Genomic DNA, 21250 nt, shown 5'->3' on the forward strand with positions numbered 1-21250 from the left:
GGAAGTCCGCTCCGCAAGGTGCGGGCTTCTTCTGCTGTTAGTCCTTGAGCGGCTAATCCTTAAGCGATTTGCCGAGCCGGCCTGCCAGATCCTGGGTGAACTGCCAGGCGACGCGGCCCGAACGGCTGCCGCGCGTCGTCGCCCATTCCAGCGCCTCGGCGCGCAGCGTCTCGGGATCGATGGCGAGATTGTGATGGCGGACATAGCCGTCGATCATGTCGAGATATTCGTCCTGCGAACATTTGTGGAAGCCAAGCCACAGGCCGAAACGGTCCGACAGCGAAACCTTTTCCTCGACCGCTTCGGACGGATTGATCGCCGTCGAGCGCTCATTGTCGATCATGTCGCGCGGCAACAGATGCCGCCGGTTCGAGGTGGCGTAGAAGATGACGTTGGCCGGGCGGCCCTCGACGCCGCCTTCAAGAGCTGCCTTCAGCGATTTATAGGACGTGTCGTCATGGTCGAATGACAGGTCGTCGCAAAACAGGATGAAGCGGAAGGGTGCCGCCTTCAGCAGTCCCATCAGCTTCGGCAGCGTGTCGATGTCTTCGCGATGGATCTCGATAAGCTTGAGCGGCAGGTCGAGGTTGGCCGAAGCGTTGACCGCGGCGTGCACCGCCTTGACCAGCGACGATTTGCCCATGCCGCGCGCGCCCCACAACAGCACGTTGTTGGCAGCATAGCCTGAGGCGAAGCGCTCGGTGTTGTCGACCAATATGTCGCGGACGCGGTCGACGCCGCGGATCAGGCCGATGTCGACGCGGTTGACCTTGCGCACCGGCTCCAGATAGCCGGGATCGGCCTGCCAGACGAAGCAATCGGCCTCGCCGAGGTCGGTTTGCGGCACCGGTGTTGGGGCGAGGCGGGCGACCGCCTCGATCAGGCGGTCGAGCTTCTGGCTCAGGATATCGATGGTACTGTCGGTCATCTCTTGTCTTTTTTGTTTCGCATTTGGGATGGTGCGGCAGGCCAACCTACCTGATTTCAGCGGTTTCGAAACTCGTCCCAAGCATTTGTTCGGGCATGATCTTTTGCGGAAACCGAGCGTCGCTTTTCGGGATCACCCTCTAACACGGCTCACCAAGCCGGAAAAGCAGCCGATTTGCCCGGCGGCGCAGTTGCATTGGCAACGTTACCGACTATATTCCGGCCAAATTTGGCGGGGCCGTCAAATTCCCAGAACGGTTTGGCGGCTGTTTTTAAAATTCAGGAGTACCTCGATGTTCGTGACACCGGCATACGCCCAAGGCATCGGCGGGGACTCGTCCGCAATGTTTATCCAGATCGTGCCGTTTGCTCTGATTTTCGTGATCATGTATTTTCTGATCATCCGGCCGCAGCGTACACAGCTGAAGAAGCGCGGCGAGATGCTGGCGGCGGTTCGCCGCGGCGACACCGTTGTCACCGGTGGAGGCTTGGTCGGCAAGGTGACCAAGGTGATCGACGATAACGAGCTCGAGATAGACCTTGGCGGCGGTACCAAGGTGACGGCGCTGCGCTCGACGATCGCCGACGTGCGCGTCAAGGGCGAGCCGGTGGCGAACCAGAACGCCAAGAAATAACCGAATTGTCGGCGGAACGATCCGCCAGTACGCCCTGACGGACGACGCCATATGCTTTATTTTTCGCGCTTCAAGATGATCCTGATCTGGCTGGCCGTGGCCGCCACAGTGGTCCTCGCTGCGCCCAACCTTTTTTCCGCCAGCACGCTGGCCAAGTTGCCCGACTGGGTGCCGAAGCGGCAGATGACGCTCGGCCTCGACCTGCAGGGCGGCTCGCACATCCTGCTCAGGATGGATCCGAACGATCTGATCAAGGACCAGCTGGAGACGACGCGCGACGAAATTCGAACGCTGCTGCGCAATGCCAAGGTCGGCTATACCGGCCTTTCCGGATCGGGCCGCAGCGTTCAGGTCCGCATCACCGATGCCAATCAGGTCGATGCCGCCAAGAATGCGTTGAAGACATTAACCGATCCGGTGCAAGCTGGCCTGTTCAGCGGCGGCTCCATCCGGGAGATGACACTGGATGAATCCCAGCCCGGCCTGCTCAAGTTCACCGTCACCGAGGCCGGCATCAAATACCGCACCTCGGCGGCGCTGACGCAGTCGATCGAGGTCGTCGGTCGCCGCGTCAACGAGCTCGGCACCACCGAGCCGATCGTGCAAAGGCAGGGCGACGATCGCGTTCTGGTCCAGGTGCCGGGCCTGCAGGATCCGCAGCGGCTGAAGGAGATCCTCGGCCAGACCGCCAAGCTGACCTTCCAGATGGTCGACCAGTCGATGCCGGTGCAGGATGCGCTCAAGGGCCGCCCGCCGGCGGGGTCCTCGGTGCTCTATTCGCAGGACGATCCGCCCGTTCCCTATCTGATCGAGAACCGCGTCATCGTCTCGGGTGAAGACCTCGACAAAGCGAGTGCGACCTATAATTCCCAGACCAACGAGCCGGTGGTTTCGTTCACCTTCAATTCCAGGGGAGCGACGCGGTTCGGCCAGGCGACATCGCAGAATGTCGGCAAGCTGTTCGCCATCATCCTCGACAATCAGGTGATTTCGGCGCCGCAGATCCGCGAACCGATCCTTGGCGGCAGCGGCCAAATCTCGGGCAATTTTACTGCCGAGAGCGCCAACGACCTCGCCGTGCTGCTGCGTGCCGGTGCTTTGCCGGCGACGCTGACTGTGATCGAGGAGCGCACCGTGGGGCCTGGTCTCGGCCAGGATTCCATCCATGCCGGCAAGGTCGCGGGTATCATCGGGTCAATCCTGGTGGTGGCGTTCATGTTCGTCGCCTACGGTTTCCTCGGCTTCCTCGCCAACATCGCGCTGGCGGTGCATGTTGCGATGATCGTCGGGCTGCTGTCGCTGCTTGGAGCGACGCTGACCCTACCTGGTATCGCCGGTATCGTGCTGACCATCGGCATGGCGGTCGATTCGAACGTCCTCATCTATGAACGCATCCGCGAGGAGCGACGTGCCGGCCGCTCGGTCATTCAGGCGATCGATACCGGTTTCAGCAAGGCGCTGGCGACCATCGTCGATTCCAACGTGACCTCGCTGATCGCAACCGTGGTGCTGTTCTGGCTCGGAACCGGGCCGGTGAAGGGCTTTGCCGTCACCTATGCCATCGGCATTCTGACCACGGTCTTCACCGCCTTCACCTTCACCCGCCTGCTGGTGTCGATCTGGCTTCGCCGCGCCCGTCCGAAGGAGTTGCCGCGGGCGCCAGTGACGTTCATTCCGCCGGGAACGAAAATTCCGTTCATGGGCATCCGCCGCTGGACGTTCACACTGTCCAGCGTGCTTTCGGTGCTGTCGGTCATCGGCTTCATGACCATCGACATCAATTACGGCATCGATTTCAAGGGCGGCTCACTGATCGAGGTGCAGTCCAAGGCCGGCAATGCCGATCTGGCCGACATCCGCGGCAGGCTGACGGAACTCAATATCGGCGAGGTGCAGGTTCAGCAGTTCGGCGAGCCGAACGACGTGCTGATCCGCGTCGGTACGCAGGAGGGCGGCGAGAACGCCGAGCAGACGGTCATCGACAAGGTGCGCGGCGAATTGCAGGACCAGTATGATTTCCGCCGCGTCGAAGTGGTCGGGCCGACGGTCTCGGGCGAGCTTGCCAAGCAAGGCACCATCGCCATGCTGGTCGCGCTGCTCGGCATCCTGATCTACGTCTGGTTCCGCTTCGAATGGCAGTTCGCGGTCGGCGCCATCGTTGCGACCGTTCACGACGTGGTCATGACGATCGGCTTCTTCGTCATCACCGGCCTCGAATTCAACCAGTCGTCGCTGGCGGCGATCCTCACTATCATCGGTTATTCGCTCAACGACACGATCGTCGTCTATGACCGTGTTCGCGAGGATCTGCGAAAATATAAGCGAATGCCGCTGCCGCAATTGCTGAACAACGCCATCAACGAGACGCTGTCGAGGACGACGCTGACCTCGGTGACGACGATCCTGGCGCTGCTGGCGCTGGTGCTGTTCGGCGGCGAGGTGATCCGCTCGTTCACCATGGCTATGCTGTTCGGCGTCGTGTTCGGCACCTATTCGTCGATCTTTATCGCCGCGCCACTGCTTATCCTGTTCAAGCTGCGGCCGCAGGCCACAGCGTCGGACGAGGAAAAGCCGGTGGGCGGCGGCAAAGCCATAGCCACCTGACGGCTTGCCTCAAAAGTGGCCAAGGGCATCGTCATCCGCGAGGCGCATTTCCCCGGCCGCGCACCGATCGAGGCTTACGGCAATGGCGGTTTCCGCTTTGCCGACATGTCGCATCGCGGCTCGCTGCTGTGCCTGCCTTCTGGCATCTATGGCTGGGAGCCGGCCGATCCGTTGGCGCTGACGGCAGCGGATTTCACCAAGCTGTTCAACGAGGCCGCCAAGGTCGAGATCTTGCTGGTCGGCAGCGGCAAGGATCTGAGGCCGTTGCCGGCCGCGCTGCGTGCCGCGCTGAAGGACGCCGGCATTTCCGCCGATCCCATGTCGACCGGGGCGGCTGTGCGGACCTACAATGTGCTGCTGGCGGAAAACCGCGCCGTGGCCGCAGCACTCATCGCCGTCGACTGACGTGGCCGAAAACGCCAAAGTCGTCATGGAGACGGTGCGCGCCGCCGATCATGACCGCTATCTGACCGCGCTCTACGCGCCCGAAGACAAGCGGGACGCGCTGTTTTCGCTCTATGCCTTCAACGCCGAAATTGCCGGCATACGCGATCGCATCCGCGAAGCGCTGCCGGGCGAGGTCCGGCTGCAATGGTGGCGCGACGTCATCGCCGGCGAAGAGGATGAGGCTGAGATTGGCCATCCCGTGGCGGACGCGCTGAAGGCGACGATTTCCACTCACCGCCTGCCCAAGGCCGCTTTCGACAATATGCTCGAAGCGCGCGTCTTCGATCTCTATGACGACCCGATGCCGTCGCGCACCGATCTCGAAGGCTATTGCGGCGAGACTGCCGCCGCGCTCATCCAGCTTGCGGCGATGGTGCTCGATCCGGTCGAAGCACCGCGCTTTGCCGAACTTGCCGGCAGGGCAGGTTGTGCGCAGGCGATGACCGGTCTGCTGCTTCTGCTGCCGCTGCATCGTAAGCGGGGACAGTGCTTTGTCCCGGCCGATATTTTGGCCGCGGCGGGATCATCGCCGCAAGAGTTCGTTACAGGCGACGGCGGGCCGGGCGCGGAACGCGCCGTTGCCGCGATGATCGCGCTGGCACGCGAGCATCTTTCCGCTTTCGAGCAGGGGGCGTCCGCTCTGCCGGTTTCGCTACGCCCGGCCTTTCTACCGCTGGCTCTGACGGGCGCGTATCTCGGCAAGATGGAGGGCTCCCGCCATTCACCGCTTGATGGCGCGGTGCGGCTTTCGGCCTTGCGCCGGCATTGGCTCTTGTTCCGGCGAGCGACGCGAGGCTGGCCGGTCGCATAGAGGCTGATGACCAATGAGGAAGTCCGGGGAGGCCGCCAAGCCTGGACTGCAGGCGGCGAGCATCGCCCCGGCCGAGTAGTTTTTCATCGCGATGGATTACTCGATCCGCCATCGCGCATCAGCGTCTCATAATCGCGACCGCCGTAGAAGATGTTGACGATGCGAACAAGATCGTCGCTGACAACATAGGCGATAATAGCCGAGTGCTCGAACGGCACCGTTCGCAACCCTGGTGCAATGTCATCGCGCGGCCGGCCGCCACGCGGTGCATTGCCGATGCTTCGGCAGCGATCTTCGATTCGAAGCACGAATTTCAGCGCTATGTCCGGATTTCCGCCGGCCTCGATGATGTGCTTGAAAATGTCAGCCAAATCGTTTCTGGCGGTTTCACGGTAGTCGACCTCAAGCCGCTGAATCATCAGCGCGGCCTGAATACCGAGCAAACAGTCCTCGGAGATGATCGCGCACCTCTTCTCCGGTATAGCCAGGCCTCGTATCCTCGATCGACGCCTTTACACGGGCCCTGATCGAGGCCATGCGCTCGGCATGTTCTTCCTCCTCGCGCTGGAAGGCGCGAAGCGCTGCGCGGATGACTTCGCTGGCCGAACCGAAGGAGCCGTCTTCAACCTTTTCGCGGATCATACGCGCCATGGCGGGCGTTACGGTGATTGACAGTTTCTCAGCGGATTCCATAGAATTTGGCCTCGCGATACAAAGTAGGATGTTATCCTACTTCTGCGCCGCGCAATCCGCAAGCAGGGAGCTACTCCGCCGCTTCCGCCCGAAAAGGCAGCCCCAGCCATTCGCGGCAGTCGGCGAGCGCGCGCGATGTCACCGCATGCCGCTTGGCAACCGTCTTGTCCTTGCCGCGCAGCCGCTTGCCCTCGATCTTTGGCGCGTCCACGGGCGGGAACAGACCGAAATTGACGTTCATCGGCTGGAAGGAGCGCTTTCCCGGCTCGTCGTCGGAGACAATATGGCCGCCGGTGATGTGGTTGAGCAAGGCGCCGAAAGCGGTGGTCAAGGGCGGCAGCGACGGCGCGTGGCCAAGCCTTTCGGCGGCGGCAAAGCGCCCGGCAAGCAGACCGATGGCGGCGCTCTCGACGTAGCCCTCGCAGCCGGTGATCTGGCCGGCAAAGCGCAGGCCGGGTCGCGACTTCAACTGCAGCGACGCGTCGAGCAGCGTCGGCGAATTGATGTAGGTGTTGCGGTGCAGGCCGCCTAGGCGGGCAAATTCGGCGTTTTCCAGCCCGGGGATGGTGCGGAATATGCGCACCTGCTCGGCGTGCTTCAGCTTGGTCTGGAAGCCGACCATATTGTAGAGCGTACCCAGCGCATTGTCCTGGCGGAGCTGGACGACGGCATACGCCTTTACAGACGGATTATGCGCATTGGTCAGTCCCATCGGCTTCATCGGCCCGTAGCGCAATGTCTCGACGCCGCGCTCGGCCATCACCTCGATCGGCAGGCAGCCGTCGAAATAGGGCGTGCCTTCCCATTGCTTGAATTCGGTTTTCTGGCCGTCGACCAGCGCCTGCACGAAGGCAAGGTACTGCTCCTTGTCCATCGGGCAGTTGATGTAATCCTTGCCGGTGCCGCCGGGGCCGACCTTGTCGTAGCGCGACTGGAACCAGCAGATATCCATGTCGATCGTGTCGAAATGGACGATCGGCGCGATGGCATCGAAGAAGGCGAGTGCGTCGGCGCCGGTTGCTTCCGCAATCGATTGGGCGAGCGAAGGCGCGGTCAGCGGGCCGGTGGCAACGATCGCCTGGTCCCAATCCGCCGGCGGCAGGCCCGGCATTTCCTCGCGCCGAATGGTGATGAGCGGGTGGGCTTCGAGCTTTCTGGTCACCGCTTCGGAAAACCCGTCGCGGTCGACGGCCAGCGCACCGCCGGCCGGCACCTGGTGAGCATCGCCGGCGCTCATGATCAGCGAACCAGCCAGCCGCATTTCGGCGTGCAGCAGGCCGACGGCATTGGTTTGCGCATCGTCGGAGCGGAAGGAATTGGAACAGACGAGCTCGGCCAGCCCGTCGGTCTTGTGCGCATCGGTGCCGCGGACGGGACGCATTTCATGCAGGACAACGGGAACGCCGGCTTCGGCCGCCTGCCAGGCGGCTTCGGAGCCGGCAAGTCCGCCGCCGATAACGTGAATGGGGTTCTTGTCCATGAGCGCCGAAATAGTCGCTTGGCGCAAGGATTGCAATTGCCACGCGGGAGAATGGCTGACGGGGGAAGCCGCCCCAAAACAACAACACCCGCCGGGGGAGGAGGTCCGGCGGGTGTCGTTTTGTTGGTCGATCCTCGGGAGGAGGTGAAGATCGACCGTATTCGTCATCGCCGGGGAGGAGGTCGGCTTTGACGAAATTCTTTTCGCCATTTGAAAGGGCGCGAAACCCTTTTTAGAAACAACCTGGAAACAGCGCCCGCCGAGGGAGGAGGTCCGGCGGGCGCCGTTTTTGTGGTCAACCCTCGGGAGGAGGTGAAGGCTGACCGTATCCGTCAGGGTCGGGGAGGAGGTCGACCCTGGCGAAATTCTTGTGGTTAGATCGCCCTGCGAGCGACCATCTTGATCTCGTCGCGGACGATGCCGAGATCGTTGAGCTGGCGATTCGACAGGCGACCCAGCTCGGTAACCGTCTCGCGGTAGACGCGCCAGTTACGATAGTTGCGGATCAGGTTCATTGTCGTTCTCTTTTCAAAACTGGTTCGGACCATTTGCGGCCCGAAGGATTAGACCGCCTTGCGGGCGACGTAGTGAATGTCGCTGCGGCTGATGCCGAGGTCGGTCAGTTCACGGGTGCTCAGGCGGTTCAGCTCGGACACGGTGTCCCTATAGCGGCGCCAGTTGCGATAGTTGCGGATCAGGTTCATGGTAGTCTCGTTTCGTCTTTCTTTCGGATCATTCCGTCTTTGTGTGCACCGTGAAAATAGGTGAGGTTATATCGATTTAAAAGCGCTATTGGTGCATGGCAGCAATGCAAATTGTGCAATGCAGCATTAACGCGCGTCCGGTTTTCCGCCCAGATCGGAAAATGCCGTTAGGTCAAACGCTTGGCCGGACGAGCTAAAAGGACCAAGCAAAGGGGGAGGGGCATGGCGAGCTATTCGTCACGGGTCAGGTCGGATATCGCGCGATGGCAGCAGGCTGGCCTGATCGACGCGCCGACAGCCGATGCGCTGACGCGCGACGTCGAGGCAAACGAACGCAAATCGCTGAGTTTCGGCTCGATCCTGGCGATGATGGCGGCGCTGCTGTTCGGCGCGGCTATCCTGATCTTTATCGCCGCCAACTGGGAAGTCATCCCGCGGCTGGTGCGGGTCGCGGCACTTTTTGCCGTTATCCTTGCCGGCTATGTCGGCGGCGCGGTGCTGAAGATGCGCGACCATGCGGCGATCGGCGAAGCACTGTGGATCGTCGCGGCGGCGGCATTCGGCGGTTCGATCGCGCTGATCGGCCAGATGTATCATTTGTCGGGCGACGAGGCCTCGGCCTTGATCACCTGGGGCGCCGGCACGGCGCTGGCGGCGGTGGCGCTGCGCTCAAACCCGCTGACCGTCGCTGCTGTCGGCATCGCCGATGCCTGGCTGTTCCTGAGAGGGTTCGACTACTTCCGGCGCACGGAATTTCCGCATCTCTTCGTGGTCATGGCGCTAATTCTGTTCGCCGTTTCGTTCTGGACGCGCAGCCAGGCGGCGCGCCACCTGATCATCCTGTCGGTCCTTTTCTACCTCGTGCTGTTGGCCATGGAATACGACACGCTGCAAGTCGCCATCCCGCTCGTTGCCGCATCGGTGCTGCTTTTTACCGCTGCGATCTTTGCTGCCGGGCCGGTCGAGAGGGTTTTGCAACTCGGCGGCAGGTTGCCCTTGCACGCGCTGATCGGCTTTCTCACCGGCCTGGCGATGATCCAATTCGAACTGGCGGATGAAAGCAGCTACAATAGCGGCTTCGCCATTGCCTCGGCTGTTGCGCTGGCCGGCATCGTCGCGGCGATCGTGCTGGGCGGCCGCGAGAGCCGGGGACTGCGCTGGGTTGCCTATGCGGGCTTCGCCTTCGAACTCGCCATCATCTATGTGGTGATGCTGCAATCAATGCTCGACACGGCAGGCTTCTTCCTTGCGGCGGCGGTGCTTCTCGCCGTTCTTGCTTTCATTATCATCCGCATAGAAAAGCGCATGAACGCCTCGAACATGACAGGAGCGGCGGCATGATGACCGGCAAAAGACTGATCATCTCGGCGCTGGTCCTGGCGCTCGTCCAGATCGGCTTTCTGAGCTGGATCATCGCCGGACGCGCGGCGATCCTGCGCGATGGCAAGCAGGTCCTGCTCAGGGTCGAGCCGATCGATCCGCGCGATCTCTTGCGCGGTGACTACATTCTGCTCGGCTACGATATTTCGCGCATACCGGTGAAGCTGATCGGCAACATTCCGGCCGGCAAGCTTTCCAGCGAGGAAACGTCGATCGTGGTCAGGCTGAAGCAGGGCGCCGACGGCTATTGGGGGCCGACCGCGGCTTGGTTCGGGCAAGCGCCGGCGCCGGCAGCATCCGATGAAGCCGATATCGTCGGACACGTCTCCGAGGGCTGGAATATCAGCCAGGGAGCAACGACGATCGCGCCGGATTACGGCATCGAGCGCTTCTATCTGCCGGAAGGCGAGGGGATGGCGATCCAGAACGACATGCGGGTGCGGCCGTTCGGCATCCGGGTGGCGATTGCGGCCAACGGCACCGCGCAGATCAAGGCGCTGGTGGACGGCGACAAGACACTGTTCGAGGAGCCGCTTTACTAGATCGCGCTACGGCCTTGGCAATGATCCTCCTTCGCCAAGGCTTTGGAGGAGCTTCGAGTGGCCTGCCACCCGAAGCTCGAAGAGCGAAGGATGGTGCGGATGAAGGGACTCGAACCCCCACGCCTTTCGGCACTGGAACCTAAATCCAGGGCGTCTACCAATTCCGCCACATCCGCATTGCCCGGCCAATCCCATGTAGCCATCATTCTGTCAATGTCAGAGCCCACATCGGCATCCTTGGCCGGAATGCAAAGATGGTTGAAAATCGGCCGCGCCTGTGACAAAAGGCGTGTCGAATGTGACGGGACGCGACGATCCGCTTCTGCAGAATGTGATAAGAAGTAGGAAAAACAAAGACTTATTCACATTTTGGAGCGTATTTCTGGAGGATTTGTGCCGCGTTGAGCGGACAGATCGCCAAGTCCCGCACCAAAAGCCATTCCCGGCAAGATCATACCGGCAGGCTGTAAACGGCAGGGGCCGTTTGACGGCCTCATTGGTGGAAACAAAGGTTTTATGATGCAGGTCACCGAAACGCTCAACTCCGGTCTCAAGCGCGAGATCAAGATCACCGTGCCGGCCGGTGACATGGAAGCCAAGCTGATGGCGCGGCTCTCCGACGCCAGGAACAAGGTCCGCATCAACGGCTTCCGCCCCGGCAAGGTGCCGGTGCAGCATCTGCGCAAGGTCTACGGCAAATCATTCATGGCCGAAGTGGTCAACGAGATTCTCAATGATTCGACCCGTTCGATCATCACCGGGCGCGGCGAAAAGGCCGCCATGCAGCCTGAAGTGATCATGACCGAGGACGAGAAGGAAGCCGAGAAGATCCTGGCAGGCGGTGCCGATTTCGAGTTCCGCCTGAACTATGAGGTCATTCCGCCGATCGAGATCAAGGATTTCTCCGACATCAAGGTGACGCGCCAGGTGTTCGACGTGCCGGATGAAGAGATCGACGAGCAGGTCAAGCGTGTCGCTGAATCCGCCCGCACTTACGAGCCGAAGACCGGCAAGGCCGCCGAGGGCGATCGCGTGACCATCGATTATGTCGGCAAGATCGACGGCGAAGCCTTCGGCGGCGGCGCCGGCACCGATCAGCCGCTGGTGCTCGGCTCGAAGGAATTCATCCCCGGCTTCGAGGACCAGCTGGTCGGCAGCAAGGCCGGCGACGAGAAGCAGGTCACGGTTACCTTCCCGGAAAACTACCAGGCGGCGCATCTGGCCGGCAAGGAAGCCACTTTTGACGTGACGATCAAGGAAGTGTCGAAGCCCGGTGCGCTTGAGATCAACGACGAGATGGCCAAAAATCTCGGCCTTGAATCGCTGGAGCGCCTGCGCGAGGTGGTGCGCGGTCAGATCGAGAACCAGTTCGGCTCGATAACGCGCCAGAAAGTCAAGCGGCAGTTGCTCGACCAGCTCGACGCTGCTTACTCGTTCGAGGCGCCGTCCAAGCTCGTCGAGGCCGAGTTCAACAACATCTGGAACCAGGTCAACCGCGACCTCGAAGCTGCTGGGCGCACCTTTGCCGACGAAGAGACGACGGAAGAAGAAGCGCGTGCCGAATACATGCGGCTTGCCGAGCGCCGCGTGCGTCTCGGCCTGGTTCTCGCCGAAATCGGCGAGAAGGCCGGCGTCACCGTGACGGACGAGGAATTGCAGCGCGGCCTGTTCGAGCAGGTGCGTCGCTATCCGGCCAACCAGCAGCAGGAAGCCTTCGAATTCTATCGCAATAATCCCGAAGCGCTGAACACGTTGCGCGCGCCGATGTTCGAAGAGAAGGTGGTTGACCATCTGCTCGGCCAGATTTCGGTCACCGATGTCAAGGTCAGCAAGGAAGAGCTGCTGGCCGACGACGAGGATACGGAGACAACCAAGGCCAAGCCGGCGAAGAAGGCGGCTGCGAAAAAAGCGGACACCAAGAAGGCCGACGACGACGCTGAAGAGCCGAAGAAAAAGGCCGCGCCGAAGAAGAAGGCCGCCAAGGACGCTGAATAACGTCCCTGCTGAATTCCGAAAGGCCGCCTTCTCGAGGCGGCCTTTTTCGTTGTGGCGCAGACGCAACGGATTTCACGCATCTGGCGGTCGAGGTAGCGATATGAAGCTTTGATGATTATCTGCGCTGGGTTGCTGACCGCAGCGGTTGTTGGAGGCATCGTTGAGACAGTTCTTCGGTATCGGAAGCGTGGCGGCGGCGTTCCTGCTTGCGTCGGTCTGCGGCATTGCCCAGGCTGATACGGTTCTCGACAACTGGCGGTTCGACAAGAGCAGCGATGGCCTTGTCACCGCCTCGCTTTACGCGACCAACAAGCTCATCACCGGTGGCGGCGCATTGAGCTACAGCCCGGTTTTGACGATCGCCTGCCGGACAGCCGGCGAACCGCGTTGGAGCGAATGGCTGCAACTGAGCGACACCGTTTCCGCCAGCCGAACCATCGCCATGTCGGTGACTGTCGGCCAATCCGGCAAGCTCAACGAAAGCTGGTCGGTCGGCCCGCGCAGCAGAATGCTGGTCCGCGACGGTGCCGACGGCATCAGGCGACTGATTTCCGCGGACCGGCTGCTGCTGTCCTGGCGGTTCGGGCTGCTGTCGGGGCGCGGCAAAGCCGAGTTTGACCTCACCGGAGTTGAAGAGGCGATCGGCCGGATCGCCGCCAGCTGCAACACCAAATTGCCTTGAGCAGATTGTCCGCATTAAACCTTTGCATGGCCGAACTCTACCTGCCGGCCGGGTTCTGTGGTATGTAGGTGCCGCAACCCCAGGCATTGGATATCCGTTCTGCCATTCAAGAGCGCATGCCAGCGGACTAAATGTCGGCCTGTGCAGGTCAGCCAGGGCAAATTGGCGATCAGGGAGGAAATGCCATGCGTGCCATTGTGTTTTTCATCATCATGTCCGTCGCCACCGTCATTGCCGGCCCCTCGCGGGCACAGGATGCCGCGGCGGGTGAGAAGGTCTTCGCCAAATGCAAGGTCTGCCATATCGCGGACAAGGATCAGAACAAGATCGGTCCGTCCTTGAACGGCGTCATCGGCCGAACGGCCGGCACGCATCCAGGGTTCAGCTATTCCAAGGCTATGACCGAGGCCGGAAAATCCGGCGTTAAATGGGACGAAGCCACGCTGACGACCTACCTTCGCGATCCCAAGGCGATGGTCAAAGGAACCAAGATGGCGTTTGTCGGCCTCAAGAAAGACGAGGACATCGCCAACGTCATTGCTTATCTGAAGCAATTCTCCAAATAGCCCGGCTCTTCCGCCGGATCTTGGCATAGCAAACAGGTCGAGGCATAGCCTCGGCCGCAATCTGCCGGCAGTGTCGGTGGGAGGGCGGCTCGTTGCAAAAAAGACATTGGCCGGCTAGGCTGCCATTCCCATCGGTGGTCGTCTGAATGTCGACTGAAGAAAGCCGTCTCAAGGATACCGGCATCCGCCTCTCGGAGGCGACGGCGGGTGATTTCTTTGCGCTTTTGAAGCCACGCGTCATGGCGCTTGCCGTGTTTACTGCCTTCGTCGGCCTGATGATGGCGCCCGGCGTGATGAATCCAGTTATCGCCGTAATTGCCATCGGCGCAATCGCGGTTGGAGCGGGAGCCGCCGGCGCGCTCAATATGTGGTACGACGCAGACATAGACGCCTTGATGTCTCGCACGTCCAAGCGACCAATTCCGTCCGGTCGCGTCACGCCTGGCGAAGCTCTCAGCTTCGGTCTGGTGCTTTCCGCACTGTCGGTCATGACGCTCGGCGTGCTGGTGGGGTGGCTCGCCGCATCGTTGTTGGCGTTCACCATCTTTTTCTATGTTGTTATCTACACGATGTGGCTGAAGCGCTCGACGCCACAGAATATCGTCATAGGCGGCGCGGCAGGCGCCCTTCCTCCGGTGATCGGGTGGGCTGCTGCAACCGGCGCAATCGGCATTGAAAGTCTCATCCTGTTTCTGATCATTTTCCTCTGGACGCCGCCTCATTTCTGGGCGCTGGCCCTTTTCAAGGTCGGTGACTATGCCGCGGCGGGGGTCCCGATGATGCCGAATGTGGCCGGCCAGCACTCGACCAGAAAACAAATCTTCGCCTATTCGCTGCTCTTGGCGCCAATCGGCGTGCTTCCTTGGGGCTTCGGCTTCGCGAGCGGATATTACGGCACTGTTTCAGCCGCGTTGGGTGCAGGTTTCATTTGGCAGGCCTGGAAGGTTCTCGTCGCCGACAAGGAGATGAAGCCGGCAAAGGCACTGTTTGCGTATTCGATTGTCTATCTTTTCGCAATATTTGCGGCGTTGCTTGCCGACACCATTGTAATGCGAGTGATCGCTTCAGCCGACTATTGACCCCGGCTCAAAACATCACGTTGGCAGAGCACAAAATCCCAGCAACAGCAGAATAATGACGCCAAGGCCGAGTATGAGAACTGTCCTTCCGTCCATGACCTTCACCTTCGACTAGAAGAGCATATCGAAGAACGGCGTCCGTAGCTAGTCAGGCTACCCGGGAGCTCCTACTCCCGGGCCTTCCTACAAAGCGCGACAAGTCCCCCGCATGAGAGTATATTGATCATGGTGCAGGTCGCGGTTTGCGTGGGCCAATCATGCAGAACGGCAGCACCGTAAAACGCGACCTTACCGGACCTGGTCTGGAGGAATGGTCATGGCAAGCTTTCACGTGATAGCAGGCGCCAGCGAGACGCTGGAACACACCAGAATTCGAAAAATCGGTGTCTCCGATCTTTTTGATGCGCTCAGGCGTGGCGTCGATGATTTCATGGTCAAACCGTCGCACATCGTTTTTCTCTGCCTGATCTATCCGATTGCGGGAGTCGTGCTTGCTGTCTGGACATCAGGTAACAACACGCTGCCATTGCTGTTTCCGCTTGTATCCGGCTTTGCACTGATTGGTCCGTTCGCGGCGATCGGCCTCTATGAGATCAGCCGGCGACGGGAAGCCGGGCTCGACGCCTCGTGGAGGCACGCCTTTGAAGTCAGGAGTTCTCCGGCACTGCCGGCTATTGCAGCGGTCGGCGTCATGCTGCTTGCGATCTTTATCGCCTGGCTTTTGACGGCCCAGATATTCTACCAGACCCTGTTCGGCCCGGCGCCGCCGCAATCGCTGTCCAGCTTCATCAGTGAAATATTCGCCACGGGACGCGGCTGGACGCTCATCATCCTGGGTCACGCCATCGGCTTCGTGTTCGCCGCGGTTGTGTTGTGCACCACGGTCGTCGCATTCCCGTTGTTGCTCGACCGCGATGTCGGCGCCTACGAAGCCATCCACACCTCGGTGCGCGTTGTCCTGGCCAACCCGATCGTGATGGCCGTGTGGGGCCTTATCGTCGCCGTCGCCTTGATCATCGGCTCGCTGCCAGTGTTCGCCGGGTTGGCAGTCGTGCTGCCGATCCTTGGTCATGCGACCTGGCATGTCTATCGGAAAGTTGTGGAATCGCCGCCGGCCACCAGACCGTGAGCTGAAAAAAACCTGCCCTGCGCGCACCGGTGAAAGTGCCGGTGCGGGCAGGGTGAGGCAGAGCTTTCAATAGGCCGGGTGGCTGAAACGGGCCTGGCGCGCGTCCTTTGTCAGGTCGCGGAAATCCTTGCCGCTCACATGCACCAGCGTCCTATGGTCACCGCCCTCGAAATAGATTTCGGGAGCGTCGCCGAGGCTTTCATCCAGGACCACTGGCACATCATAGGCAGCGCCGATCGGCGGCACAGCGCCGACATCGCAATCGCCGAACAACGAGACCACCTCGTCTTCGGAGGCAAGTCCAAGAGGCTTGTCCATGACATCCTGCAATGTCGCGAGTTCTATCCTGTGCGTGCTTGGAACCACGGCGAGCGCGTAGCCACGGTCGTGGTGAACGACCACCGATTTGGCCATTATGCTGCCAGGCACATGTGCCGCAATGGCAGATTGTCTGCTTGTCGCCGTGCGGTGATGCTCGACGGTGTCGTAGGAAATTCCTTTCCTATCGATGAAGTCCTTCAGTCTGTTTGCGATGGTCATCTTGGGCGCCCCTTGCTGGTGTTCGCGACGCATGTGGAAACGCCGGCATCGCCTGTCGTTTCCGATACCAACAGAAATGGACCAGCCGTGGATTGTTTCAAGGCGAAGGCTCCAGGACCGGACCGCCTGGATCCGGATTGCATGTCAGGGCCCGGCCCCGAAAAACGCCATTCGGGTGAGAAGCGTGTAGTCCGCTTCGAAGACCATCATCGTCACGAACACCAGCACCAGCACCGGCGGCAGGATAATTGCATATGTCAGCGCCAGCCGTTCCCAGGCCATGTGCATGAAGATGGCGACGATCAGCCCTGCCTTGAGGACCATGAAGATCAGGATCAGCGACCATCTGAGATAGCCGTGGAGACCGAAATAGTCGACCAGATAGGAGCAGGTGCTGAGGATGAACAACCACGCCCAGACCACCAGATAGAGCTTGATCGGGTGCTCCTGATGAACCTCCGCCGGGGTAAACCCGGTCGTCGTCGCATCATGGGTACGGGCGCTGTCCAGCGCATGCTGTCCCAGGCCGTTTGCGGTTGCTTCAGCCATGTCCTGCCTCTCACCAAAGATAGAAAAATGCGAAAATGAACACCCAGACCAGGTCGACGAAATGCCAGTAAAGCCCCATGATTTCGACGTTCTCGTAGCGGCCCCTCCGGCTGGTGAAGAAGCCGGGCCGTCCGACATCGTAATCCCCGCGCCAGACCTTTCGCGCCACGATGATCAGGAAGATCACCCCGATCGTCACGTGTGTGCCGTGAAAGCCGGTAATCATGAAAAAGGATGCGCCGAACTGGGCAGCGCCCCAGGGATTGCCCCAAGGCCGCACGCCCTCGGTGATCAGCTTGGTCCATTCGAAGGCCTGCATGCCGACGAAGGTCGCGCCGAGTGCTGCGGTCAAGAGCATCAGCACTGCCGTCTTGCGGCGGTCGCGGCGGTAGCCGAAATTGACCGCCATGGCCATCGTTCCGCTGCTCGAGATCAGCACGAAGGTCATGATGGCGATAAGGATCAGTGGAATGTCGGAGCCGCCGATGCGCAGGGCGAAGACCTCGCTCGGATTGGGCCACGGCACGCGTGTTGAGATACGCGCGGTCATGTAGGAGAGCAGGAAGCAGCCGAAGATGAACGTGTCGCTGAGCAGGAAGATCCACATCATGGCCTTGCCCCAGGACACGTTTTTGAACGCCCGCTGATCCGAGGACCAGTCGGCGGCGATGCCTTGCCAGCCTGCGGGCCGCGGCTCTGTTCGGCCGATGTGGGCCAGTGTCGTCTCTGCCATCCGCCCGTTCCTCCTAGGTCAGCAACCCTCGGCAAATGTCGATTAAAGTCGAAGCCCAGCCGGCCAGAAGCGCAAAGATGGCGAGCCAGACGAAAAGCAGGAAATGCCAGTACATGGCGCACAGCTCGACACTGAGGCGAAGCCGCTGCGGCTGCGCTCCGTTCCAGGCGCCGACGCTCGTTCTGCCCAGCCCGACCAGTCCTCCCAGTATATGCAGGCCATGCATTCCCGTTAGCAGGTAGAAGAAGCTGTTGGCCGGATTGGATGCCAGAAAATAGCCGTCCGCACTCAGTTCCCGCCATGCCACAAGCTGTCCAATCAGGAAGACGAGCGCCGTGAGTCCAGCGGTGGCGAGGCCAAGCCTGACCATGTCCACTTGACCCTTGCGCGCCGCGAGCGAAGCGCACTGTATCGCAATGCTGCTCAAGACCAGTACGCCGGTGTTAAGCCAGAGCAGGGGCGGGATGGGCAGCGGCCGCCAATCCGACAGCGCCATGCGCATGAAGTAAGCACTGGTGAACAGCGCGAACAGGCAGCCGACGACGGCAAGGAAGACGCCGAGACCGATCTTTGCGGTCGGCAGCGCCGATCGGTCCAGAGCGACAAAATCCCCGATCATACCTTGCTCGAGCCACGGTTTCGTCATTAGCCGCTGATGGGAAAGCCACCACCCGGCAATACCGGCGATCACGAGCAGGAAGACCAGGATTACGCTCATGCCGGCTCCCTGGAGGGCGCGAAGGAGCCCGGAACGTTTTGCGGTATGAAGTCCTCCTTGGCTCCCGGTACGCTGTAGTCATAGGCCCAGCGATAGACGATCGGCAGATCCTTGCCGAAATTGCCGTGGGCGGGCGGTGTTTCGGGCGTCTGCCACTCGAGCGTCGTTGCCCGCCACGGATTGCCGCCAGCCTCACGGCCATGGCGGATGCTCCAGATGAGATTGAACAGAAACACAATCTGAGCAAAACCGACTATAAAAGCCATGATGCTGATAAACGAGTTCAGGTGATGGGCCGATTCCGTCATGATCGTCATGTCGGTCAATTCGTTGTACCGCCGCGGCACGCCCATCAAGCCGAGATAGTGCATGGGAAAGAAGATCAGATAGGCGCCGAGGAAGGTGACCCAGAAATGGAACCGGCCCAGTGTCTCGTTCAGCATCCGGCCGGTGACCTTCGGATACCAGTGATAGATCGCGCCGAAGATTACGATGATCGGGGCAACCCCCATGACCATATGGAAATGGGCGACGACGAACATCGTGTCCGACAGCGGAACGTCGACGACGACATTGCCAAGAAATAGCCCAGTCAACCCGCCATTGACGAAGGTGACGATGAAGGCCAAGGCAAAAAGCATCGGGATGGTGAGGTGGATGTCACCGCGCCACAGCGTCAGCACCCAATTGTAGACCTTGATGGCTGTTGGGACGGCGATGATCAATGTCGTTGTGGCGAAGAAAAAGCCGAAATAGGGATGCATGCCACTGACATACATGTGGTGCGCCCAGACCACGAAGCTCAGCGCGCCGATGCCGACGATGGCCCAGACCATCATGCGGTAGCCGAAGATGTTCTTGCGCGCATGGGTGCTGATCAGGTCGGATACGATGCCGAAGGCCGGAAGCGCCACGATGTAGACCTCCGGATGGCCGAAGAACCAGAACAGATGCTGGAACAGGATCGGGCTGCCGCCGCCGTGCTGCAACTGTTCGCCCATCTCGACGATCGCCGGCATGAAGAAGCTGGTGCCGAGCGCCCGGTCGAGCAGCATCATCACGCAAGCAACGAACAGCGCCGGGAAGGCGAGCAGCGCCATGACGGTGGCGGTGAAAATACCCCAGACAGTAAGCGGAAGGCGCATCAGCGTCATGCCGCGCGTGCGCCCCTGCAGCACCGTCACGACATAGTTCAAGCCGCCCATGGTAAAGCCGACGATGAACAGGATCAGCGAGACAAGCATCAGGATGATGCCCCAGTCCTGGCCGCCTGGCGTACCGGTCATGATCGCCTGCGGCGGATAGAGCGTCCAGCCGGCACCCGTCGGTCCGCCGGGCGCAAAGAAGCTCGACACCAGGACCAGCACGGCGAGCAGATAGATCCAGTAGCTCAGCATGTTGACATAGGGAAAGACCATGTCGCGAGCACCAACCATCAACGGGATCAGATAGTTGCCGAAGCCGCCCAGGAAGAGTGCCGTGAGCAGGTAGATCACCATGATCATGCCGTGCATGGTGATGAACTGGTAGTAGGCTTCCGGGGTGATGAAGTCGAATGTGCCGGGGAAGCCGAGTTGCAGCCGCATCAGCCAGGATAGCACCAGCGCGACCATGCCGATCGCTGTCGCCGTCGCCGAATACTGGATGGCGATGACCTTGGCGTCCTGCGAGAAAACGTATTTCGTCCACCAGCTGTGCGGATGGTAGAGTTCCATTTCCGCGACTTCGGCCGGCGGTACCGCATCTGCAGGTGTGATATCGACCATAGGAACACCTCCGTGCCCTTTTTCGGCCAGCCCGACAGTTCGGGCTTGCCGCATTAATTTCAATCCCGACGGCGCGCCGTCGTTCCGGCTTCCTATTCTGCCGAGCCCATCTGCTGGGGGGCGGACAGCTGCGCAAAAGTCTGCTGCTGGCCAAGCCACGCCAGATAGTCTTCCTGAGTATCGACCATGACCACGCCATGCATCATCGGATGTCCCTGGCCGCAGAGTTCGGCACACAGGACCTGGAAGGTTCCGGTCTTGGTCGGAGTGAACCAGAAATAGGTGACCGAGCCCGGGATCATGTCCATCTTGGCGCGGAATTCCGGCACGTAGAAATCGTGCAGCACATCGACCGAGCGGAGCAGCATCTTGACCGGTTTGCCTACCGGGAGGTGCAGGTCGGCCGCTTCCACTACGACATCGTCCTGACCGTTGGCATCGGTGGCGATGACGCCGAGTGGATTTTCAGCGTTGACGTCGCGAGTGTCGGATGTGCCGAGCTTGCCGTCCTTGCCGGGGAGGCGGAAACTCCATTGCCACTGCTGGCCGACGACTTCGACCTCGGTTGCGTCGCTTGGAACGTTAACGAACCGGCTCCAGACGAACAGGCCCGGAACGAGCAAAGCGGTGACGCCAACCGCGGTGACGACCGTCAGCCAGGATTCGAGCCGCCTGTTCTCAGGTTCATATGCCGCCTGATTGCCTTCCCGATGACGGAAGCGGAAGACGCAATAGGCCATGAAAAGAACCACGGCGGCGAAGACGACACCGGTGATCCAGAAAGTTATGATGATGGTGTTGTCGATATAGTCCCAGTTCGAGGCAATCGGCGTCCACCACCATGGGCTCAGGAAGTGGAACAACACCGAGCCCACGACTATCAGAACGAGTACAAGCGCAACGGCCATGTCCCGGTTCCTCCCGGTATTCCAAGCGGCGCAAGCCGTCCCGGGAAATACCAAGTGCATCATAACTTGATTTGCGATGAAAATTCTAGAGCCGGCTGTGGGAAGGGCAAAAATACCATTTCGGCGCTGGCGGTCCTTCGGTTCGGCGGTGATCAGCGGCAGCGCGTGGCAAACATCGTCAGCGTCGAGTAACCGGCAAGGGCGGGCACGCCGAATGTGCCCGGCAGAACCACCGGAACGGCGATCGTCGGGGATCGTCGCGCGCAGGTTCTGCAGGAACAGCAGCATGACGAAGAACGTCAGCACGATTGCTTCGACCAGTGTCCGTTCACCTGCTCGACGCTCGACGAAGGGAGTGGAGC

23 protein-coding genes, 1 tRNA gene and 1 pseudogene are annotated in these 21250 nt (G+C 60.8%); 11 read left to right on the forward strand and 14 right to left on the reverse strand.

All coding sequences use genetic code 11. From position 1 onward, the window contains the following. Positions 1 to 52: 52 nt before the first annotated feature. Positions 53 to 928: an ATP-binding protein gene (locus NKI25_RS12045; protein WP_352998514.1), complete on the reverse strand. Its 876-nt coding sequence runs from the start codon at positions 926 to 928 to the stop codon at positions 53 to 55. A gap of 292 nt (positions 929 to 1220) precedes the next feature. On the opposite strand from NKI25_RS12045, the gene yajC reads away from it, so the two are divergent. The 4 genes from yajC to NKI25_RS12065 are packed head-to-tail and all read left to right on the forward strand — an operon-like array spanning position 1221 to position 5424. Further along, complete coding sequence (gene yajC, locus NKI25_RS12050) at positions 1221 to 1562, forward strand: preprotein translocase subunit YajC (protein ID WP_352451381.1); 342 nt, start codon at positions 1221 to 1223, stop codon at positions 1560 to 1562. Between the two features lie 51 nt (positions 1563 to 1613). Beyond that, positions 1614 to 4166 carry a protein translocase subunit SecDF gene (gene secDF / locus NKI25_RS12055; RefSeq protein WP_352577596.1) on the forward strand — a complete coding sequence of 851 codons (2553 nt, stop codon included), beginning with the start codon at positions 1614 to 1616 and terminating at the stop codon, positions 4164 to 4166. Positions 4167 to 4181: 15 nt separating this feature from the next. Next, complete coding sequence (locus NKI25_RS12060; RefSeq protein WP_352746044.1) at positions 4182 to 4571, forward strand: Mth938-like domain-containing protein; 390 nt, start codon at positions 4182 to 4184, stop codon at positions 4569 to 4571. Between the two features lie 25 nt (positions 4572 to 4596). Then, entirely contained in the window at positions 4597 to 5424 is an 828-nt protein-coding gene (locus NKI25_RS12065) for a phytoene/squalene synthase family protein (RefSeq protein ID WP_502897365.1), read from the forward strand. Positions 5425 to 5507: 83 nt separating this feature from the next. Here NKI25_RS12065 and NKI25_RS12070 read toward each other — a convergent pair whose 3' ends face one another. The 5 genes from NKI25_RS12070 to NKI25_RS12090 all read right to left on the reverse strand — a co-directional run bounded on the left by NKI25_RS12070 (position 5508) and on the right by NKI25_RS12090 (position 8301). Further along, positions 5508 to 5843, reverse strand: coding sequence for a type II toxin-antitoxin system RelE/ParE family toxin (locus NKI25_RS12070; protein WP_352998516.1), 336 nt, complete (start codon positions 5841 to 5843; stop codon positions 5508 to 5510). Beyond that, a complete protein-coding gene (locus NKI25_RS12075; protein WP_352454489.1) occupies positions 5827 to 6117 on the reverse strand; it encodes a type II toxin-antitoxin system ParD family antitoxin in 291 nt (96 codons plus the stop codon). The genes NKI25_RS12070 and NKI25_RS12075 overlap by 17 nt, the downstream gene beginning before the upstream one ends. A gap of 70 nt (positions 6118 to 6187) precedes the next feature. Continuing rightward, positions 6188 to 7597 (reverse strand): methylenetetrahydrofolate--tRNA-(uracil(54)-C(5))-methyltransferase (FADH(2)-oxidizing) TrmFO, encoded by a 1410-nt coding sequence (gene trmFO / locus NKI25_RS12080; RefSeq protein ID WP_352647786.1) that lies wholly within the window; start codon positions 7595 to 7597, stop codon positions 6188 to 6190. A 374-nt stretch (positions 7598 to 7971) separates the two neighbouring features. Further along, the gene (locus NKI25_RS12085) at positions 7972 to 8112 is read right to left on the reverse strand and encodes a DUF1127 domain-containing protein (protein WP_023678914.1); all 141 of its coding nucleotides are present in this window, start codon (positions 8110 to 8112) and stop codon (positions 7972 to 7974) included. Between the two features lie 48 nt (positions 8113 to 8160). After that, positions 8161 to 8301: a DUF1127 domain-containing protein gene (locus tag NKI25_RS12090; protein WP_023678913.1), complete on the reverse strand. Its 141-nt coding sequence runs from the start codon at positions 8299 to 8301 to the stop codon at positions 8161 to 8163. A gap of 222 nt (positions 8302 to 8523) precedes the next feature. Between NKI25_RS12090 and NKI25_RS12095 the strand changes: the two genes are divergently transcribed. Together NKI25_RS12095 and NKI25_RS12100 are read left to right on the forward strand one after the other, a co-directional pair. Then, positions 8524 to 9642, forward strand: a complete 1119-nt coding sequence (locus NKI25_RS12095) for a DUF2157 domain-containing protein (RefSeq protein ID WP_352568847.1) — start codon at positions 8524 to 8526, stop codon at positions 9640 to 9642. Beyond that, positions 9639 to 10223, forward strand: a complete 585-nt coding sequence (locus NKI25_RS12100) for a GDYXXLXY domain-containing protein (RefSeq protein ID WP_352587907.1) — start codon at positions 9639 to 9641, stop codon at positions 10221 to 10223. Before NKI25_RS12095 ends, NKI25_RS12100 begins: the two co-directional genes overlap by 4 nt. A 91-nt stretch (positions 10224 to 10314) precedes the next feature. On the opposite strand, the gene NKI25_RS12105 is transcribed toward NKI25_RS12100, so the two are convergent. Then, positions 10315 to 10399: transfer RNA gene (locus NKI25_RS12105), tRNA-Leu, on the reverse strand. Between the two features lie 343 nt (positions 10400 to 10742). On the opposite strand from NKI25_RS12105, the gene tig reads away from it, so the two are divergent. From tig to NKI25_RS12130, 5 genes are all read left to right on the forward strand, one after another. After that, positions 10743 to 12218 carry a trigger factor gene (gene tig, locus NKI25_RS12110; protein WP_023678910.1) on the forward strand — a complete coding sequence of 492 codons (1476 nt, stop codon included), beginning with the start codon at positions 10743 to 10745 and terminating at the stop codon, positions 12216 to 12218. 160 nt (positions 12219 to 12378) lie between these two features. Beyond that, a complete protein-coding gene (locus NKI25_RS12115; RefSeq protein ID WP_023678909.1) occupies positions 12379 to 12900 on the forward strand; it encodes a hypothetical protein in 522 nt (173 codons plus the stop codon). Positions 12901 to 13112: 212 nt separating this feature from the next. Continuing rightward, positions 13113 to 13466 carry a c-type cytochrome gene (locus tag NKI25_RS12120; protein WP_502894605.1) on the forward strand — a complete coding sequence of 118 codons (354 nt, stop codon included), beginning with the start codon at positions 13113 to 13115 and terminating at the stop codon, positions 13464 to 13466. A 146-nt stretch (positions 13467 to 13612) separates the two neighbouring features. After that, the gene (locus NKI25_RS12125; protein WP_023678907.1) at positions 13613 to 14545 is read left to right on the forward strand and encodes a heme o synthase; all 933 of its coding nucleotides are present in this window, start codon (positions 13613 to 13615) and stop codon (positions 14543 to 14545) included. A 316-nt stretch (positions 14546 to 14861) separates the two neighbouring features. After that, positions 14862 to 15674 carry a DUF2189 domain-containing protein gene (locus NKI25_RS12130; protein WP_254818341.1) on the forward strand — a complete coding sequence of 271 codons (813 nt, stop codon included), beginning with the start codon at positions 14862 to 14864 and terminating at the stop codon, positions 15672 to 15674. Between the two features lie 66 nt (positions 15675 to 15740). Here NKI25_RS12130 and NKI25_RS12135 read toward each other — a convergent pair whose 3' ends face one another. The 7 genes and pseudogenes from NKI25_RS12135 to NKI25_RS12165 form a co-directional block, all read right to left on the reverse strand. Continuing rightward, on the reverse strand, positions 15741 to 16214 hold the full coding sequence (locus NKI25_RS12135; RefSeq protein WP_352454470.1) for an aminoacyl-tRNA deacylase: 474 nt from the start codon (positions 16212 to 16214) through the stop codon (positions 15741 to 15743). A gap of 144 nt (positions 16215 to 16358) precedes the next feature. Next, positions 16359 to 16763, reverse strand: a complete 405-nt coding sequence (locus NKI25_RS12140) for a cytochrome C oxidase subunit IV family protein (protein ID WP_352998517.1) — start codon at positions 16761 to 16763, stop codon at positions 16359 to 16361. A 10-nt stretch (positions 16764 to 16773) separates the two neighbouring features. Further along, complete coding sequence (locus tag NKI25_RS12145; RefSeq protein WP_023678903.1) at positions 16774 to 17496, reverse strand: heme-copper oxidase subunit III family protein; 723 nt, start codon at positions 17494 to 17496, stop codon at positions 16774 to 16776. Between the two features lie 13 nt (positions 17497 to 17509). Next, complete coding sequence (locus NKI25_RS12150) at positions 17510 to 18214, reverse strand: cytochrome c oxidase subunit 3 (RefSeq protein ID WP_023678902.1); 705 nt, start codon at positions 18212 to 18214, stop codon at positions 17510 to 17512. Continuing rightward, complete coding sequence (ctaD, locus tag NKI25_RS12155) at positions 18211 to 19980, reverse strand: cytochrome c oxidase subunit I (protein ID WP_352470447.1); 1770 nt, start codon at positions 19978 to 19980, stop codon at positions 18211 to 18213. The genes NKI25_RS12150 and ctaD overlap by 4 nt, the downstream gene beginning before the upstream one ends. Before the next feature lie 92 nt (positions 19981 to 20072). Continuing rightward, entirely contained in the window at positions 20073 to 20888 is an 816-nt protein-coding gene (coxB, locus tag NKI25_RS12160) for a cytochrome c oxidase subunit II (protein WP_023678900.1), read from the reverse strand. A 167-nt stretch (positions 20889 to 21055) separates the two neighbouring features. After that, a pseudogene (locus tag NKI25_RS12165) lies at positions 21056 to 21248 on the reverse strand (efflux RND transporter permease subunit); the annotation flags it as partial. Positions 21249 to 21250 lie beyond the last annotated feature (2 nt).

This window comes from Mesorhizobium sp. M0808 (genome assembly GCF_040320025.1).
In the GTDB taxonomy this organism is placed as follows: domain Bacteria; phylum Pseudomonadota; class Alphaproteobacteria; order Rhizobiales; family Rhizobiaceae; genus Mesorhizobium.

Excerpts from the sequence above, each read along its gene's own strand:
- NKI25_RS12045 (WP_352998514.1), bottom strand. The coding sequence starts at position 928 with ATGACCGACAGTACCATCGATATCCTGAGCCAGAAGCTCGACCGCCTG.
- yajC (WP_352451381.1), top strand. The coding sequence starts at position 1,221 with ATGTTCGTGACACCGGCATACGCCCAAGGCATCGGCGGGGACTCGTCC.
- secDF (WP_352577596.1), top strand. The coding sequence starts at position 1,614 with ATGCTTTATTTTTCGCGCTTCAAGATGATCCTGATCTGGCTGGCCGTG.
- NKI25_RS12065 (WP_502897365.1), top strand. The coding sequence starts at position 4,597 with ATGGAGACGGTGCGCGCCGCCGATCATGACCGCTATCTGACCGCGCTC.
- NKI25_RS12070 (WP_352998516.1), bottom strand. The coding sequence starts at position 5,843 with ATGATTCAGCGGCTTGAGGTCGACTACCGTGAAACCGCCAGAAACGAT.
- NKI25_RS12075 (WP_352454489.1), bottom strand. The coding sequence starts at position 6,117 with ATGGAATCCGCTGAGAAACTGTCAATCACCGTAACGCCCGCCATGGCG.
- trmFO (WP_352647786.1), bottom strand. The coding sequence starts at position 7,597 with ATGGACAAGAACCCCATTCACGTTATCGGCGGCGGACTTGCCGGCTCC.
- NKI25_RS12085 (WP_023678914.1), bottom strand. The coding sequence starts at position 8,112 with ATGAACCTGATCCGCAACTATCGTAACTGGCGCGTCTACCGCGAGACG.
- NKI25_RS12090 (WP_023678913.1), bottom strand. The coding sequence starts at position 8,301 with ATGAACCTGATCCGCAACTATCGCAACTGGCGCCGCTATAGGGACACC.
- NKI25_RS12095 (WP_352568847.1), top strand. The coding sequence starts at position 8,524 with ATGGCGAGCTATTCGTCACGGGTCAGGTCGGATATCGCGCGATGGCAG.
- NKI25_RS12100 (WP_352587907.1), top strand. The coding sequence starts at position 9,639 with ATGATGACCGGCAAAAGACTGATCATCTCGGCGCTGGTCCTGGCGCTC.
- tig (WP_023678910.1), top strand. The coding sequence starts at position 10,743 with ATGCAGGTCACCGAAACGCTCAACTCCGGTCTCAAGCGCGAGATCAAG.
- NKI25_RS12120 (WP_502894605.1), top strand. The coding sequence starts at position 13,113 with ATGTCCGTCGCCACCGTCATTGCCGGCCCCTCGCGGGCACAGGATGCC.
- NKI25_RS12125 (WP_023678907.1), top strand. The coding sequence starts at position 13,613 with ATGTCGACTGAAGAAAGCCGTCTCAAGGATACCGGCATCCGCCTCTCG.
- NKI25_RS12130 (WP_254818341.1), top strand. The coding sequence starts at position 14,862 with ATGGCAAGCTTTCACGTGATAGCAGGCGCCAGCGAGACGCTGGAACAC.
- NKI25_RS12135 (WP_352454470.1), bottom strand. The coding sequence starts at position 16,214 with ATGACCATCGCAAACAGACTGAAGGACTTCATCGATAGGAAAGGAATT.
- NKI25_RS12140 (WP_352998517.1), bottom strand. The coding sequence starts at position 16,763 with ATGGCTGAAGCAACCGCAAACGGCCTGGGACAGCATGCGCTGGACAGC.
- NKI25_RS12145 (WP_023678903.1), bottom strand. The coding sequence starts at position 17,496 with ATGGCAGAGACGACACTGGCCCACATCGGCCGAACAGAGCCGCGGCCC.
- NKI25_RS12150 (WP_023678902.1), bottom strand. The coding sequence starts at position 18,214 with ATGAGCGTAATCCTGGTCTTCCTGCTCGTGATCGCCGGTATTGCCGGG.
- ctaD (WP_352470447.1), bottom strand. The coding sequence starts at position 19,980 with ATGGTCGATATCACACCTGCAGATGCGGTACCGCCGGCCGAAGTCGCG.
- coxB (WP_023678900.1), bottom strand. The coding sequence starts at position 20,888 with ATGGCCGTTGCGCTTGTACTCGTTCTGATAGTCGTGGGCTCGGTGTTG.